This window comes from Enterococcus sp. DIV1279b, assembly GCF_050531515.1.
Taxonomy (GTDB): Bacteria; Bacillota; Bacilli; order Lactobacillales; family Enterococcaceae; genus Enterococcus_D; species Enterococcus_D casseliflavus.
On the sequence record NZ_CP172891.1, the window covers coordinates 3,034,148 to 3,049,815 of the forward strand.

General features: G+C 42.6%; 16 protein-coding genes. 2 read left to right on the forward strand and 14 right to left on the reverse strand.

Annotation, left to right across the window (positions count from 1 at the left end; all coding sequences use genetic code 11):
* Positions 1–21 precede the first annotated feature (21 nt).
* The 4 genes from IGI71_RS14375 to IGI71_RS14390 form a co-directional block, all read right to left on the reverse strand.
* Positions 22–1,815, reverse strand: a complete 1,794-nt coding sequence (locus IGI71_RS14375) for a glycoside hydrolase family 2 protein (protein WP_151195966.1) — start codon at positions 1,813–1,815, stop codon at positions 22–24.
* Positions 1,816–1,833: 18 nt separating this feature from the next.
* On the reverse strand, positions 1,834–2,667 hold the full coding sequence (locus IGI71_RS14380) for a carbohydrate ABC transporter permease (RefSeq protein WP_081117855.1): 834 nt from the start codon (positions 2,665–2,667) through the stop codon (positions 1,834–1,836).
* Positions 2,668–2,678: 11 nt separating this feature from the next.
* The gene (locus IGI71_RS14385) at positions 2,679–3,554 is read right to left on the reverse strand and encodes a carbohydrate ABC transporter permease (protein ID WP_016609464.1); all 876 of its coding nucleotides are present in this window, start codon (positions 3,552–3,554) and stop codon (positions 2,679–2,681) included.
* Positions 3,555–3,712: 158 nt separating this feature from the next.
* Positions 3,713–4,954 carry an extracellular solute-binding protein gene (locus IGI71_RS14390; RefSeq protein ID WP_430615855.1) on the reverse strand — a complete coding sequence of 414 codons (1,242 nt, stop codon included), beginning with the start codon at positions 4,952–4,954 and terminating at the stop codon, positions 3,713–3,715.
* Between the two features lie 246 nt (positions 4,955–5,200).
* Here IGI71_RS14390 and IGI71_RS14395 point away from each other — a divergent pair, with 246 nt between their 5' ends.
* Positions 5,201–6,109, forward strand: a complete 909-nt coding sequence (locus IGI71_RS14395; protein WP_008380365.1) for an ArsR/SmtB family transcription factor — start codon at positions 5,201–5,203, stop codon at positions 6,107–6,109.
* Between the two features lie 79 nt (positions 6,110–6,188).
* On the opposite strand, the gene IGI71_RS14400 is transcribed toward IGI71_RS14395, so the two are convergent.
* The 6 genes from IGI71_RS14400 to IGI71_RS14425 all read right to left on the reverse strand — a co-directional run bounded on the left by IGI71_RS14400 (position 6,189) and on the right by IGI71_RS14425 (position 11,880).
* A complete protein-coding gene (locus IGI71_RS14400) occupies positions 6,189–7,217 on the reverse strand; it encodes a Gfo/Idh/MocA family protein (protein ID WP_010749991.1) in 1,029 nt (342 codons plus the stop codon).
* Positions 7,218–7,241: 24 nt separating this feature from the next.
* On the reverse strand, positions 7,242–8,210 hold the full coding sequence (locus IGI71_RS14405) for a sugar phosphate isomerase/epimerase family protein (RefSeq protein ID WP_005228209.1): 969 nt from the start codon (positions 8,208–8,210) through the stop codon (positions 7,242–7,244).
* Positions 8,207–8,926 carry a ThuA domain-containing protein gene (locus IGI71_RS14410; RefSeq protein ID WP_005228207.1) on the reverse strand — a complete coding sequence of 240 codons (720 nt, stop codon included), beginning with the start codon at positions 8,924–8,926 and terminating at the stop codon, positions 8,207–8,209. Before IGI71_RS14410 ends, IGI71_RS14405 begins: the two co-directional genes overlap by 4 nt.
* Positions 8,923–9,675, reverse strand: coding sequence for a sugar phosphate isomerase/epimerase family protein (locus IGI71_RS14415; protein ID WP_333718748.1), 753 nt, complete (start codon positions 9,673–9,675; stop codon positions 8,923–8,925). Before IGI71_RS14415 ends, IGI71_RS14410 begins: the two co-directional genes overlap by 4 nt.
* 30 nt (positions 9,676–9,705) lie before the next feature.
* Positions 9,706–10,779: a Gfo/Idh/MocA family protein gene (locus IGI71_RS14420; RefSeq protein ID WP_005228203.1), complete on the reverse strand. Its 1,074-nt coding sequence runs from the start codon at positions 10,777–10,779 to the stop codon at positions 9,706–9,708.
* 234 nt (positions 10,780–11,013) lie between these two features.
* The gene (locus tag IGI71_RS14425; RefSeq protein WP_010749994.1) at positions 11,014–11,880 is read right to left on the reverse strand and encodes an AraC family transcriptional regulator; all 867 of its coding nucleotides are present in this window, start codon (positions 11,878–11,880) and stop codon (positions 11,014–11,016) included.
* 132 nt (positions 11,881–12,012) lie between these two features.
* On the opposite strand from IGI71_RS14425, the gene IGI71_RS14430 reads away from it, so the two are divergent.
* Complete coding sequence (locus IGI71_RS14430) at positions 12,013–12,801, forward strand: PHP domain-containing protein (protein WP_015510339.1); 789 nt, start codon at positions 12,013–12,015, stop codon at positions 12,799–12,801.
* A 113-nt stretch (positions 12,802–12,914) separates the two neighbouring features.
* On the opposite strand, the gene IGI71_RS14435 is transcribed toward IGI71_RS14430, so the two are convergent.
* From IGI71_RS14435 to srlE, 4 genes are read right to left on the reverse strand one after another with little or no spacing between them, the layout of a single operon-like run.
* Complete coding sequence (locus tag IGI71_RS14435; protein WP_096741693.1) at positions 12,915–13,565, reverse strand: HAD family hydrolase; 651 nt, start codon at positions 13,563–13,565, stop codon at positions 12,915–12,917.
* Positions 13,562–14,242, reverse strand: a complete 681-nt coding sequence (locus tag IGI71_RS14440) for a fructose-6-phosphate aldolase (RefSeq protein ID WP_151195969.1) — start codon at positions 14,240–14,242, stop codon at positions 13,562–13,564. Before IGI71_RS14440 ends, IGI71_RS14435 begins: the two co-directional genes overlap by 4 nt.
* Positions 14,243–14,284: 42 nt before the next feature.
* Positions 14,285–14,641, reverse strand: a complete 357-nt coding sequence (locus IGI71_RS14445; RefSeq protein WP_151195970.1) for a PTS glucitol/sorbitol transporter subunit IIA — start codon at positions 14,639–14,641, stop codon at positions 14,285–14,287.
* 22 nt (positions 14,642–14,663) lie between these two features.
* Positions 14,664–15,662: a PTS glucitol/sorbitol transporter subunit IIB gene (srlE, locus tag IGI71_RS14450; RefSeq protein WP_333718750.1), complete on the reverse strand. Its 999-nt coding sequence runs from the start codon at positions 15,660–15,662 to the stop codon at positions 14,664–14,666.
* Positions 15,663–15,668: the final 6 nt, after the last annotated feature.

Sequence of the window (15,668 nt, forward strand, 5' to 3'; positions counted from 1 at the left end):
CCCCTTTCCTTACCAATCATTTTATTCTATCTGTGGTGGATGAAACTGCTCATTGATCTCTTTAATCGCTGCCAAATCAACTTTTGGTTGGCGGTCATAGGTCAGCAATCCATTGATTTCTTGTTCAACATCTGTCAACTGAGTGTAGCAATAGCCCCAGAGTCCGACAGAATCATAAACAGCTGTCATGATTCGCTGATAATCCTTCAAGAAATCTTGTTGATTTTCCACTGAGGTATAGCCCCAACCGGGTTGCCCCGAAACATCGAAGCCAATACCGCCAAACTCGGTCAATAAAATAGGCTGATCCTGATAAGAAAATCCTCCAGCGAAAATCGGCCATGGGGTCGATACTCGATTCACCAATTTTTCTCTCGTGCTGAGACTGTCTTTGAAGTATAGATATTTTTGCCGTTCAGATTCTTGCCCATGCGCATAATTATGAATCGCACAAATATCTGTCTCCGTCATCGCCCAACCATCATTTGAAATAACCAACCGTTGCTGGTCTAGCGAATGGATAAAGTGATACATTGCTTGAGAAAAATGCTGTTGCTGACGATCAAATGATATTTTTGGCACACCCCAGCTCTCATTGATTGGTACCCAAGTAACGATCGAAGGGTGACTATAGTCCCGAGTGATGATCTCTGCCCACTCTTGCATCAAACGCATCACAGAACGATCGGTATAGATTGCCGGCGCCGCACACTCTCCCCAAACAAGAAATCCTAATTTATCTGCCCAGTATAAAAAGCGTGGGTCTTCTGTTTTTTGGTGTTTTCGGCAACCATTAAATCCCATTTCTTTGGCCAATAAGATGTCTTGTTTAAAGTCCTCATCTGTTGGTGCAGTTAACAAGCCGCTCGGCCAATAGCCTTGATCGAGAACCAACTTCTGGTAGTAAGGCTTGTTATTTAAGTAAATCATACCGTTTTCTGTATGTATTTTACGCATACCAAAATAACTTTTTAGCTGATCGATGGCATTCCCTGCTTCTCTAAGCGTCAATTCAACATCAAATAATTGCGGCTTTTCAGGTGTCCAAGACCAGCCTTCGTGGTGAAAATTCGTCCGAAAAATTTCTTGCTGGAAAATATCAACTGCAAAACTCAACTTAGAAGTGATAAAGTCTGCCTTTCCGCTGGTAACTAAAGCATCTTTAAAATAGATTTGATATTCTAAGACTACTTGCGGCTGTAACTGGTTCAGTTCTACATCGATCTTCACGGCACCAGCATCAAAATCACTCGTAAATTTCACCTGTTGCAGATGGGTTTCAGCAACTACTTCAAGCCAGACTGGCTGCCAGATCCCTGTTGAGTTTGTGTACCAGATTCCTGCTGATTCTTCTTCCCAAAATTGTTTCCCCCGTGGAATGCTTTCATCAAAATGCGGGTCAAATGCTCGCACACTTAGTATTTGCTCTTGTCCAGATACTAGAGCATCCGTGATGTCTATAGCAAACGAGGTATGCCCTCCGCAATGATTTTTCACATGATTTCCATTGACAAACACATCTGCTTCATAGTCCACCGCCCCAAAATGCAAAAGCACACGACTTTTTTCAGGGACTTGCACATCGAAGGTCCGATAATACCATACAACGTCGTGCACTTCTCGATGATCAATGCCGCTCAATGCACTTTGATAGACAAAGGGAACATTGATCTTGTACGGATAGTTTGCTTCGTTTGTGTACCACTTTTCTTTTAAACCAAGATTTTGGTCATCAAAGGCAAATTGCCATTCACCATTTAAGCTTAACCAATTCTCTCTCTCAAATTGCGGTCTCGGGTATTCTTCTCTACTCATATTTCCTCCAAAAACAAATTATTTTATGCCACTTTGCAACGACATTGACGCCATAAAGCTTTTTTGCGCCACCAAATACAATAAAAAGGTAGGGATCAAGGCTAAGATTGCTCCAGCAGTTCCAATTCCCGGATAGGTCATGTATTGCCCTTGTAGCAATTGCAGCCCCGGTGTAATTGGCAATTTATCAATATCGTTTATCACGATCGATGGCCACAAGAAGTCATTCCATGAGCCAGTAAAACTAAATAACGCAACCACCGTCAATACAGGTTTGATCAACGGTAAAATGATATGATAAAAGATTTGAAACTCGTTGGCCCCATCGATCACAGCCGATTCATCCAATTCTTTAGGAATCCCTAAAATGAACTGCCGAACGAGAAAAATGTTATAAACACCTGCTGCTCCAGGAACGATGACTGCCAGAAATGTATTGGTCCAACCTAACGTATCAACGATTTTAAAATTCGGGATCAAATTGACCACCCCGGGAAACATCATCGTTCCTAACAATAAGGCAAAAATCAAATCTCTCCCCTTAAAGGTGAGTCGTGTATAGCCATAAGCCGCAAACGAGACGATCACCATAACTAACAGCGTATGTGAAGTTGAAATAATCATTGAATTCACAAACCAGCGGAACACAGGAGAAGAATCATTGCCTTGTAACAAGCCCAAAAAGTTAGCCAGCGTCCAATCTTGCGGAATCAAACTGAACCCAACCTTTTGAATCTCTGCCTCCGATTTAAACGAGGTAAAAATTGCCCATATCAAAGGAAAGATCCAAATCACACAGACGATCGCTAGCAAAATAAAGGCAATTCTTTTCCCTAGTTTGTTTTCTCGCATCTTCATCCCTCCTATCTTTCCATTTTTTTGATGACCATAAATTGCACAATCGAAACTGCCATGATTACAAAACCTAGTAGAATGGCCATCGCTGAAGAAATTCCTGCAACCGAGGTACTACTACCAAAGGCATTTTCTTGGATGTACATCATCAACACGCGAGTAGAATTGTTGGGTCCGCCTCCCGTCAGCATTAGTGGCTGACCATAAATATTAAACTGAGCGATGGTCGTCATGACCGTGGTAAAAACAAGCTGGTTGCGAATACTCGGCAAAGAAATACGAAAAAATTTCGTGATACTATTCGCACCATCTAATTCTGCTGCTTCTAACTGCTCTTTGGAGACGCCATTTAATGCAGCAACATAAATAATTAGATTCCCACCTAATGTCCACCAAATCGTCACGATCAAAATAGCGATCCATGCCCATGGTTGCGTGCCTACAAAATTGATGTCGATACCGAATACTTCTTTGATCGGTCCAAAAGATTTGCTCAAAAGGAACCCCCAAATAATCATGACGGCAGAGATTGCAAATAATGTTGGCAGGTAGAGAATCGATTGAAAAAAACGCATCATTTTTGGTTTAGCAGATAATGCAACCGCTAGCAACAAGGGAATTACAATACATAACGGAACGGAGATTGCCGCAAAAAACAGCGTATTTTTCATTCCATTAAAAAATTGCGTATGATACAACGAGTCTTGATCAAACAAAATCGTTTTAAAATTATCAAACCCGACAAAAATCGGTGTACTGAACAGATCCCATTCAGTAAAAGAAACATAGATCCCAATCACTGCAGGAACTAAAAAGAATAAAAGAAAAAGGAGCATATGCGGACCAATAAAAACGATTGGCCAGCCATTTAACCTTTTTTTCATCAATACCCATCCTTCCTTGTATTTCTAGTGCAGCTATCAACAAGAAACGACTGTGACAGCCCTTTAAGCCTCCCCATCAGAATTCCTACCCTATCAAAAAATGGACTGAATTCTTTTATGGTCGCTCTTCCTTCTGCCACAGCCTCCACGTGAGAAGATTATTTCATCTTTTCTTCTACAACTTTTTGGATCTCACCAAAAGTCGTTTGAATATCTGCTTTTCCTGTGATCATGTCCCATGAACGATTATCATATTCACCAAAGATATACGATAAGCCATCAACTGCGTTAACAGAAATTGCCGCTTGTCCTTTTTCTGTCTTCAATAAGAAGGATTGTGGCATCTCAACATATTCTTCATTGTCTAGCATTGCTAAGGAAGTAGGATTTGCACCTGATTTGACCCACTCTAATTGGTTTGCTTGTAACCAAGTCAGAAAGTCGACCATGCCACTTTTCTTTTCATCGGAACGTTCCTCGTTCGTTTTGAACATCGCAAACTGATCGACGCCTGAACCCTGAATGATATGTTCCGCATTCCATTGAGGAGTAAATGTTTGACCCCAAGTGAAGTCACTGATTTCTTCCATATTACTTAGCATCCATGTTCCTTCTGGAAGAAAAATCAGCTGCTGGTTTGCAAAAAGTTTATTTGCATCTTCACCATCTGGGACCATGTAGCCGGCATCGTATAGATCCTTAAACTCTTGAACGGCATTGTAAGAAAACTCATTATCGATATTGATGTTTCCTTGTGCATCTTGCCATTCCCCACCCATTTGTTGGTAGAGATTCGAATAATTCTGCATGCCCCATGTATAGCCAAAACTATAGATACCATCTGCTTTTGCTTTTTCCCCAGCTTGTCTGATTTCTTCATACGTCACTAGGCCATCATCCAACGCTCCTGGAACATATTTATCCACCAAATCTTGGTTGTAATACATCACCCACGAACCCATGGTTGCCGGAATCCCATATTGACTATCATCCACTACACCAGTGTCCCAAGCAGCTTCTACGTAGTTTTCCCGTGCCAATTCTGTCCCATCGATCATGTCATCCCAAGTTTCAAGCATGTCTTGGTGTTTATACGTAGGCAAAGCTTCTGAGGCGATCAAAGCCAAATCAGGGACACCTTTCCCCGATTTCCCCGCAGTCGTCAACTTTGAAGTAAAGGTGTCACCTTGCATGCTTACTAACTTCACTTTAAAGTCTGGGTCTGTTTCATTGTATTGATCAATCGTTTTTTTGATTTTTTCACCGTCCGGTCCTGTTGTCGAAGACCAAAGCAAAATTTCTGAATTATTACTTGAGCTACCACTTCCGCCACAAGCAGCTAACAACACTGTACATAATAAGCTTGTCCCTACTAAAACAATTGATTTACTTACTTTCATTTTTTACACTCCTTTTAATTTAACTAAAAAGTAAAATGACATCCAGTTATCAATAAACATAATCGTTAGACTATCGTCGAATAATGTTTACACCGTAAAGTTACTATAAATATAAAGCGCTGTCAACATTATTTTAACAAGGGATAGCTAAAAAAATCATCATTTTACTATTTGGTAAATTCACAAGGTTGTGTTATAATTAAACCATCTTTTCATTAAACATTTTAGTATAACGAGGTGATTGCTATGGAATTGGATCTAACAAACGCATCTTTACCGATCTACGAAGCACTGGCAAATGAAACTCGCTTAGCGATTTTAAGAGAATTAGGCGATAAGAAGAAAAGCATCAGTGAAATTGGACAAAAATTAGCAATCAGCAATGCTTTGATGACCAAACATATCCGTAAACTCGAAGAAGCTCAGTTGATCAAAACAGAAAAAGGATCGGGGCAAGACTGGAAGAAAAAATATTTATCTCTAAAAACTGATTTCATCAATATCAATTTCCCAGCAAAAGTGTTTCCAGAAATGAATCTAACCTCCCAATCCGTGAAAATTGGCCACTTCACCGATTTTAAAGCTGAGCCTTCTTGTGGAATGGCGACCAAAGACCGCTTGATTGGCGCCTTAGATGATCCAAAATCTTTTCTGGATCAAGAACGTGTTGATGCAAGTATCATCTGGCTAAATAACGGTTTTTTAGAATACAAAATCCCAAATCCCTTGAAAAATGGTGAAAAAATCGAATTACTAGAAATTAGTATGGAGATCGCTTCAGAGTTCCCCATTTCGAATAACTATTGGCCCAGCGATCTTTCCTTTTACTTAAACAATCACTGCATCGGTAGCTATACCGTACCAGGAAACTTTTCGGATGTCAGAGGTTCTCTGACTCCGCAATGGTGGATCGATGAGTTCAGTCAATATGGATTACTTAAGCATTTACGCATCAATCGCTATGATACTTCCCTCGATGGAGAAAAATTAACCGATCACAACCTGAATGAAATCGACTTAGACCACAGTGATTTTTTCACCTTTAAAATTGCTGCACCTGCAACTGCCGAAAATGCTGGTGGTTTGACCATCTTCGGCGATCGATGGGGAAATTATCCTCAAGATTTATTGTTCAATTTTTACGTATCGGAGTAACTGTTATCGTTTCATTACACAAAAAAAGCACGTAGCGAAAAGAGATCACTCCCTCAGCTAGTGCTTTTTTTCTATTCTCTTACGCTGTGGCAAAAATGCGTTCGATCAACTGCATCACTGCTCGGACTTCTTCGTTTTTAACGATAGGTTCGGCACCGTTGCGTACAACGTTGTAAAAATTCTTGTAGAAAGGTTCAAAATCCGCTTCGGCTTTCGGGAAAGGAATTTCTTTGGCTGCCAATTCCGATGGGGGTGCCATCGTTTTCGTCAAGCCGACGCCTGCTTGGACTGGTTTTGGTGCTGCCACATCTTCGCGACCTGTTGCTTGCACCATTTCCCCATTTAAATCCCAATCGGTGATGGTGGCTGTTCCTTCTGTTCCTTTGATGTACCAGCGAGGCAATTGCGTGTAATTGGAGGTTCCAACTTCCACGATTGCTTTGACCCCATTTTCAAAGGTAATCAAAGCGAAGAACCCATCATCGACTTCTTCCCCCAACACAAAACTAAGATCCGCTTTAACATCTTTCACTGGACTGTCGATCAGCCATAGCATTTGATCCAGCAAGTGAACGCCCCAGTCTAAAAGCATTCCCCCACCTTGTTTTTTCACATGGCGCCAGTCTCCTGGGATGCCGTTTGCCCCTTGGACCCGTGACTCTAATTGGAACAAATCACCGATCTGTCCATTACGGTACAGTTCGCGTACAAGTAGAAAATCAGGATCCCAACGGCGGTTTTGGTGAACCATAAAGGTATTGCCAGTTTCTTGGGCAACCGCCACGATCTCATCTAGTTCCGCAGTATTCAGCGCAACAGGCTTCTCGCAAACAACATGTTTGCCTGCTTTCAACGCAGCGATCGATAACTCTTTGTGCAAGTCATTAGGTGTGGCGATCAATACTGCTTCGATCGTCTCATCGGCTAAGACTTCATCATAGCTTTTAAAGATCTTATGGCCTTTTTCTTGGGAGATCGCTTGACGTTCTTCATTGATATCGTAAGTTCCTACGATGTGGATTCGTTCGTTTTCATTTGGTAAGATATTGTGGACATGGTACGCACCCATGCCGCCATATCCGATTACTGCAAAATTGATTGCACTCATGTCTGACACTCCTCGGTTTTCTTCTTATGCCCACCACATGGATGAAGCTTCTTCACGGATCATAATCGTCTTCAAGTTGCTGATGGCACGAGTCAGTCCTTCATCAATGGACATGATTGGATCTTCATGTTCAATACTCAAGACATAATCATACCCATAAATTCTAAGCGCAGAAATAATATCTGACCAGACTTGTAAGCTGTGGCCGCAACCGACTGAACGGAAGGTCCAAGCTCGGGTTTTGACATTGCTATATGGCTGCATGTCCGTCAAGCCATGCATGTTGATATTGTCTTGGTCCAAATACGTATCTTTGGCATGGAAGTGATGGATCGCATCGGCTTCCCCTAAGATTTTGACCGCTGCCACTGGGTCGATCCCTTGCCACCATAAATGACTTGGATCCAAGTTACAGCCGATGGCTTTCCCCGCAGCATCCCGCAGTTTCAACATCGTATAAGGGGTATGTGCCAAAAAGCCGCCATGAAGTTCGATCCCGATTTTCACACCAGCCGCTTCCGCTTCCGTGTTGATGCCTTTCCAATAAGGAATCAGTTTTTGTTCCCATTGATAATTATAATTGTCATCGTATTCCGTTGGCCATGGCAATACTGGCCAGTTGACTTGCGTATCTGTTGCATTTCCGCCTGAAACGCCTGAAAATCCATTCACAACAGGTACATTCATTAAGCTGGCTAATTTGATGGTTTTGCGCAAAAGTTCATCGGCTTCTTGCGCTTCTGCTTTTAATGGAGAGATTGGGTTGTTGTGACAGCTCAAAGCTGAGATTTCCAATCCTTTATCAGCTAATTTCGCTAAGTATTCTTTTCGCTCTGCTTCACTTGCTAGTAAACGGTCAATGTCTAAGTGGGCATTGCCTGGAGAACCACCGGTACCGATCTCGACGGTTTGCAGCCCTTTTTTCGCTACTTCATCGATCATTTCTTCAAAGCTAAGTTGATTGAATAACGGGGTAAAAACACCTAATTTCATTTTCTTTCCTCCTCAATTGCTTGAAAATGCCCATATGTTGGGTAACGATTTTCTGTTGGTGCACACCAGCGAGCCGCATTTTGGATCACTTTTTGCACTTTGGGATTGTAATAGCTTGGGAATGTCTCATGACCAGGCTGGAAATAGAAGATCTTGCCATTCCCACGGCGGAATGTACAGCCGCTGCGGAAAACTTCACCACCGGGGAACCAGCTGACAAAGATCAATTCATCCGGCGCTGGAATATCAAAGTGCTCGCCATACATTTCCTCTTGCTCTAGTTCGATCCATTCGCCGACTCCTTCAACGATTGGGTGGCTTGGATTAACATTCCAGATCCGCGCATGCTGATCGTCTACTCGCCATTTTAAATCGCACGACGTTCCCATCAAGGTTTTAAAGATTTTCGAAAAGTGGCCAGAATGCAAGACGATCAGTCCCATTCCTTCCCATACACGCTGCTGCACACGAGCAACGATAGCATCATCGACTTCTTCGTGCGCCATATGGCCCCACCAAACCAACACATCCGTGTCAGCCAATACTTGCTCCGTCAACCCGTGTTCTGGTTCATCAAGGGTCGCCGTTCGCACTTGGAAATCATCCTCTTCTAAAAACTTGGCAATTTGACCATGGATTCCTTCTGGATACATTTTTTGGACGGTCTCATTCGTTTTTTCATGACGAAACTCGTTCCATACCGTAACGTGGATCATTGGTAGACCTCCTCTACGATGTTTTTTAATTGCAGATAATCAATCCCGCTGGCTTCTAAAGAAGCGAATTTTTGAAACGCTTCCTGCTCGACGATCAACCATGGTAGTTCTAATGCTTTAGCTGCTTCTACATACGACTTGATTGGTAAAATCCCATTGCCGATCTCGGTGCTTTCCTGCGACTGCTCTTGCATATCTTTGATATGAACCAAGCCGACCTTCGTTTCGCGTTCCTTTAGCCAAGGTAAAACAGCCACGTTTGCAAAGGCTAACCAGTAAAGGTCGGCTTCCAAACGCAGTTGCGGATTGTCTTTGATCAGTTCATCGATCATAGATTCTCCAGCAACTTCAGTAAATTCATGGGCATGGTTGTGGTAGTAGCAAGTCAGCCCTTCTGCTTGCAACTTTTGGGTGATCTGGGTCAGCTCCGCAGCAAAGGCTTGCCATTTTTCCAAAGAATCAAAACTGGCATACGGAATGACGATCCGTTGATTGCCAATCGTTTTTTCAAAAGTGACGGTTTCTTCAAAACGATCTTGCAATGCTTCAAACGGGATATGGGAAGCCGCGACCGCCAAATCCAATTGCTCCAGCATTTCTTTGATCTGAGCAGCACTGTGTCCATGATAACCGGCAAATTCAACACCGTCATAGCCGTTTTGTTTAACTGTTTTCAACGCTTCAAAAAGATCTGTCTTGCAATCCTCTTGAATACTCCAAAGCTGTAAAGCGATTTTCGGTTTTGTCATTTATGCTCGCTCCTTTTCTTCCAGCAGTTCTTATAGGTAGACTGGCTCACCGGTTTGCGATGATTTGTAGATCGCTTCTAAAATCTCCGTCACGACCATTGCTTCTTCAGGTTTGACCACTGGTTCGGTATCGTTGATGATCGCATGGATCCACGATTGTGCTTCTAAAATTTCTGGCGTCTCGCCGTTTCCTTCATAAAAATCAACGCCGCCTGTTTCAAGTTCGATATTTTTTTCATACAGCAAGCTGTGGTCTTCTCCGTTGATGGTCAAACCGTTGTTCATATCCGCACCCGCTTTGCTGCCCATCAGTGTCGTTTTGGCTTCTTTCACATCCAAGCTGTTGAGCGCCCAGCTAGCTTCTAAGAAAATCGTTGCCCCATCTTCCATGACCACAAAACCAAAGGCCGAATCTTCTACTGAGAATTTCTCTGGATCCCAAGGGCCCCAAGCATTTGCGGCATTTTTGGTTTGCGACAACTCATGATACGCTTTTCCGACAACAAATTTTGGTTTGTAATTGTTCATCATCCATAAGGTCAGATCCAATGCGTGGGTACCGATATCGATCAACGGACCGCCGCCTTGCGCTTCTTCATCAAGGAAAACACCCCAAGTTGGCACAGCCCGACGACGGATCGCATGAGCTTTCCCAAAATAAATGTTTCCTAATTGTCCTTCGGCGCACACTTCATGAAGATAACGAGAATCTTTTCTAAAACGGTTTTGGTAGCCGATCGTGAGTTTTTTCCCTGTTCTATTGGCTGCTTCGATCATTGCTTTGGCTTCTGCCGCTGTTTTTGCCATTGGTTTTTCACACATGACATGACAATCCGCTTCTAGTGCGGCAATCGTCAACTCAGCATGTGAGGCGTTTGGTGTACACACATGGATCACATCTAGATCAGCTTGTGCTAACATTTCTTGATAATCGCTGAATACTTGGGCATCTTCGGTCCCAAATGCTGATTTCGCTTCAACTGCACGTTCAACTAGCAGATCACAAAAGGCAACCATTTCTACTTCTTCTACTTGAGACAAGGCAGGCATGTGCTTGCCGTTTGCGATCCCACCGCACCCAATGATTCCAACTTTAACTGTCATATCTTTCCTCCTGAAAACGCTTATTATTTTCTACCTCCTCATTATAGCGAAACATCGAAAGCAGTTCTTCCCAGTTTCCATTGAAAAAATTCCCGAAAATTATCTTATGAAACTTTAACAAAAAGAACCACTCCACAATTTATGAAAAGCGCTTAAAAAAACACTATCGAGAAAAAAATAGTGCCAAATTGACAAAAAAACAGTCGACAAGCAAAGGCTCATCGGCTGTTTCTATCAATTTTGATTCAGTTGTTTCTGGTACTGCAACGGTGATTGACCAACGGCTTCCTTAAAGACATGGTGAAATGTTTTGACACTGGCAAAACCTGCTTTTTCAGCGACTTCTGCCATGGGGATCTTTTCATTGGCCAAGATAAATTTGGCTTGATTGATGCGATATTCCGTCAAAAACTGCATGAAGGTCTTGCCAGTATTGGTTTTAAAGAAACGCGTGAAATAATGTGGACTAAACCCTACATGTCTTGCGGTGTCCTCCATCGTCAAGACTTCTTGGTAATGAGATTCGATGTACTCAAAGACATCATTCAGACGCTGCAAGGTTTCTTTGTATTGTGCGGCCGTTCGTTTTAGCGGATTGACGGCTTGTTTGCGCTTAGGCAAACTTTGATAGCACTCCCCAATCAACTGGTAAAGCAGCCCGAGAGTCAAATAACGCTTCCCAACAACATTTTCCTCTTCCAACTGATACAACTCGATCAAGAGACCTGTTATTTTTTCCGTAAAACTCGTTGGCCAATTTTTGCTGTGAGGCTCCCCTTCTTCAAAGAGTGTCATCAAGGATACTTCATTTTCTCGAAGCAACGGCTCTTCAAAAAGCTTCATATCAAATTGATAGACATAGCGTTCACTCTCAGGCGATGCTAGAAAATAGTGGGGTTGCCCGCTGGAAAAAAGATACAGATCCCCTTCCTCCAACTCAATGATCATATCGTCAACACCAATATTGACCGTGCCGCGCTTAGCGTAAATGATCTCGATTTCTTTATGGACATGGGGGTAAACGATGGTCAACCCATCATTTAGAAACGTTCGAAAACGAAATTCACTTTCAAATTCAGGAATTTCAAGGTACATACTCATGGCTGACCGACTCCTTCGCTCTATTCTTATTTATTATAAGCGAAAAATTGTCCAAGAGAAAACCTTTTCTCAGCCAATCATAGTTTCTTCTGCTTTTTTGTGGTATCGTATTCAAGAAAAGGAGTCTTGTTTATGAATTATTATGATCAACATCTGCATACATTTTTGTCTTTTGATTCAGATGAACAGTTTGAGAATTATCTTGCTTACCAGCCTGCCTACTTCGTTGCGACAGATCATTTCGATTTGAAGAACCCCTATTCGGGATTCCGTGATGATATTCCTGACTATGAATTACTAGTAAATACCCACCAGAAGCTGCAAGAGACCACAGCGACGAAACTCTTAAAAGGCATTGAGATTGGTGTCGTGCCTGGTCAAGAACAAGAAATCTTGCGCTATCTTGAAAGCCATCCCTATGACTTGAAATTGATCAGTATCCATCAAAACGGTACCTTTGATTATATGGACGATGCCGTGTTGAACAAGGACAAATTTGCAGTCGCCAAACAATACTTTGACCAAATGGCCCACGTGTTGGACTCGTTTTCTGACGGGCACATCGTGACCCACTTTGATTATGGCTTGCGTCGTTTCCAATTTACAGCTGAGGAATTGGCCGCCCATTTTGAAACAGAGTTAACGACGATCTTCAAAAAAATCGTTGCCCGTGACTTAGCGATGGAAATCAACGCGAAGAGCTTTGGCCCCTATCAAAATGCCCACCTTTATCAATATGCAATCCCGCTGTATCAAAGTGTCGGTGGTAAATTGTTCACCCTCGGCTCTGATGCCCATAAAGCCAGTGACTATCGGTTAGATTTTGCAGCGATGAGCGATCTATTGCGTTCCTTTGGTGTCAATCAATTAGCAGTCTTTCAAGGTAGCGAACGGTTTATGGCGGATCTGCCGACAGAATAAGCTTATTCTTTGACTATCATGCAAAAAAATTAAAAATGACCAGCCAAGGAAAGGAGGATTCCAGCTTCATTAGCAGTTATCCTTTCCTAGGTTGGTCATTTTAGTTGTGCGTATTATTTGATGGTTTTCAATTCTTGCACATTCAGGTCACGAAAATCAATAATCGTTTGATCCGCTGGCAGACCTTGCACAGGGAATGCTGGATTCGCAAAGCCAATACAGTACATACCCGCAGCTTTGGCAGCTTTACAGCCATTGATCGTATCTTCAATGACGATACATTGCTGAGGGTTCGCGCTCAACAACGACGCTGCTTTCAAGAATACGTCAGGAAAAGGCTTCGAGCGTGCTACCTCTTCACTACTGACGATCTCAGTAAAATAGTTTCGCAACTGCAATTGATCCAGGTTCTCCTCAATCTCTTTTTTAGGAGAAGAGGAAGCAACACCAAGCTGAAAGTTCGCTTCTGCTAACTGCCGAATCAATGTTTGCACATGAGGAATCGCTTTGACGCCATCACGTGTTATCAACGCTTTTCTTCTGCGATTCATTTCTTCAATGTACGCTGAAACAGATTTTTGTAACTGTAATTCTTCCTTCATTTTTTCCCACATAAATTCTGCAGTGGTCCCCATGAACTGATAGTGATATGACTCATCTACAAGGTGTCCTTCACTATGAAGCATCGCTGTTTTTGATTCTAAAAACGTATACTCAGAATCTACGATAACCCCATCCATATCAAAAATTACCGTTGTCGTCATTGGCATAACCCCTGAATCGATGGCGACTTAAACGTCTCGACCCAGTCATTGTGAAAGTCCGTTACTGCTTTTTGAATGGAAGGCATGGCTAATCCTTGTCGATAGATGTCTGGATCAGCAGTGAGCGCATGTGCCCCTGCACGAATCGCGCGATTCATTTGCGTAGTGTTCTTAAAGCTTGCGGCAAGGATCTTACTTTGTGCTTGAGTGGTACGAATCGCTTGTGCCAATGATTCAATGACTGTTGGTGCATCAACATTAATATTTTCCATACGGTTATAGTATGGCGCCAAATAATCGACTCCAGCACCAATCGCTAAGAACCCCTGCAATTCGGTATAAATGGCTGTAGCTGTTAAGTTGAATTCACGCTCTTTTAAGCGTTTGATGGCTTCTAACCCATTTTCATTGACAGGGATTTTGACATAGACTTCTTTTCCCAGCTTATTGATAATCGTTTCTGCATCTAGGATCATCTCATCGACGGTTTCCCCAACCACTTGAACATGTAAGGATGCTTCTCCGATTCGTTCTTTCACTGCTTGCAAATGAGTAAAAAAGTCGATGTTCCCCGCAGCTTTCAAAATCGTGGGGTTTGAGGTTACTCCTGCCAGCGGGAGTACCTTTTGATAGTGGGTGATTTCCTCAAGATTTACTGTATCCAAAAAGAATTCCATTGCTTACACTCCTTCAATCTTACGTTTTACTAGACAGTTTCCTTACTTAATGCTGATTTTCGTTCCTTTATCAATCACAGGGATCGTTTTTGCTTCTACATAAAGTGTGCCTGGTAATTCAGAGGTCGAACTGCCGTCAAATTTAATCGTGATGTGTCCTAATTCTTGTAAATTTCTTGATACCACATCGCCTACCGAGGTAATTTGATAGCTTTGATCATCGATCCATAATTTTTGTTCAGATGTAATCGTGCCATTCATTGGCTGTACTTCAATATTGTAACAATAGTCAGCTAACGCTGCCGGTGCATCTTTGCCAAAAAGAATGATCATATTTTCTTGGCGAAATAATTCCGCCTCCACACCGATTGAAAGAACTGTCGTAGTAAAAACTGCCATTTCTGCTTCCTCCTATACTGATTTAACTATAAAGTCCAAAACTTGCAAGCCATGCTACGAAGACCCGTGGTACACCATTTAAGAAACGAGAATAAAGAACAGAAGGTACCCCAACCTCAACCGTTTCCGCTTCTGCCTCTTCTAATCCTAACCCAACTGGAATAAAATCACAGGCATTTTGAGTATTGATCGCAAATAATGCAGGTAGAGCAAGTTGTGGTGGAATCGTTCCTTTGCCGATCTCGACCCCAATCAGTGTCCCGATCACTTGACTGATCACTGCCCCTGGTCCAAGTAACGGGGAGAGAAATGGCAAGGAACAAATAAAGCCGATGATCATCAATCCCCAAATATTGCCAGCCAATGGCGCCATCACATTCGCAAAGAAATTTCCAACGCCTGACCCTTGAATGATTCCAATCAACAGGGAAACAAATGCCATGAAGGGAATGACGGTATTGATCATCGTCTGAACCCCGTCTCGTGCAGATTGGTTAAAGGTCGCAACGACTTTCCCGGCGCCCATCCCGATCTTGGCAATAAAATTTTGCTGCTCGGCTTTTTGCTCTGTGATTTTTTTCGAAGTATCGTAGGTGAATTCCCGCTTAGGAGCTGTTGCTTCATTGGCGGCGGTGGTTGCTTCTTGCTCTTCACTTAATGAAATTTGGTCGACCCCAACCGCCGAAACATAGATCTGTTCATTGATATATTGTGCTAATGGCCCACTTTTCCCCGTTGCGACGACATTGATCGTCGGAATCCCTTTTTTGGGATAAATACCGCAACGTAGCGTGCCACCACAGTCAATGATCGCTAATGCAATTTCATCATCGGGAATCGATGTTTTAAAGCCATTGACTGCTTCCATTCCCGTTAATTCAACAATTTTATCAACGATTGCAGGTCGCTCACCACCACCAGTAATGTAAATAAATTTATGTCTTTCTTCTGTCGGCGTGATCACTAAGGGACCGCCATAACCGCCACTGCCTTTGACTACTCGTATACTTTTGTACGTCATCTTGAT

What these genes read in the sequence shown, in the direction of transcription:
- IGI71_RS14375 (WP_151195966.1), bottom strand. Translation starts at nt 1,815, where the DNA reads ATGAGTAGAGAAGAATACCCGAGACCGCAATTTGAGAGAGAGAATTGG.
- IGI71_RS14380 (WP_081117855.1), bottom strand. Translation starts at nt 2,667, where the DNA reads ATGCGAGAAAACAAACTAGGGAAAAGAATTGCCTTTATTTTGCTAGCG.
- IGI71_RS14385 (WP_016609464.1), bottom strand. Translation starts at nt 3,554, where the DNA reads ATGAAAAAAAGGTTAAATGGCTGGCCAATCGTTTTTATTGGTCCGCAT.
- IGI71_RS14390 (WP_430615855.1), bottom strand. Translation starts at nt 4,954, where the DNA reads ATGAAAGTAAGTAAATCAATTGTTTTAGTAGGGACAAGCTTATTATGT.
- IGI71_RS14395 (WP_008380365.1), top strand. Translation starts at nt 5,201, where the DNA reads ATGGAATTGGATCTAACAAACGCATCTTTACCGATCTACGAAGCACTG.
- IGI71_RS14400 (WP_010749991.1), bottom strand. Translation starts at nt 7,217, where the DNA reads ATGAGTGCAATCAATTTTGCAGTAATCGGATATGGCGGCATGGGTGCG.
- IGI71_RS14405 (WP_005228209.1), bottom strand. Translation starts at nt 8,210, where the DNA reads ATGAAATTAGGTGTTTTTACCCCGTTATTCAATCAACTTAGCTTTGAA.
- IGI71_RS14410 (WP_005228207.1), bottom strand. Translation starts at nt 8,926, where the DNA reads ATGATCCACGTTACGGTATGGAACGAGTTTCGTCATGAAAAAACGAAT.
- IGI71_RS14415 (WP_333718748.1), bottom strand. Translation starts at nt 9,675, where the DNA reads ATGACAAAACCGAAAATCGCTTTACAGCTTTGGAGTATTCAAGAGGAT.
- IGI71_RS14420 (WP_005228203.1), bottom strand. Translation starts at nt 10,779, where the DNA reads ATGACAGTTAAAGTTGGAATCATTGGGTGCGGTGGGATCGCAAACGGC.
- IGI71_RS14425 (WP_010749994.1), bottom strand. Translation starts at nt 11,880, where the DNA reads ATGAGTATGTACCTTGAAATTCCTGAATTTGAAAGTGAATTTCGTTTT.
- IGI71_RS14430 (WP_015510339.1), top strand. Translation starts at nt 12,013, where the DNA reads ATGAATTATTATGATCAACATCTGCATACATTTTTGTCTTTTGATTCA.
- IGI71_RS14435 (WP_096741693.1), bottom strand. Translation starts at nt 13,565, where the DNA reads ATGACGACAACGGTAATTTTTGATATGGATGGGGTTATCGTAGATTCT.
- IGI71_RS14440 (WP_151195969.1), bottom strand. Translation starts at nt 14,242, where the DNA reads ATGGAATTCTTTTTGGATACAGTAAATCTTGAGGAAATCACCCACTAT.
- IGI71_RS14445 (WP_151195970.1), bottom strand. Translation starts at nt 14,641, where the DNA reads ATGGCAGTTTTTACTACGACAGTTCTTTCAATCGGTGTGGAGGCGGAA.
- srlE (WP_333718750.1), bottom strand. Translation starts at nt 15,662, where the DNA reads ATGACGTACAAAAGTATACGAGTAGTCAAAGGCAGTGGCGGTTATGGC.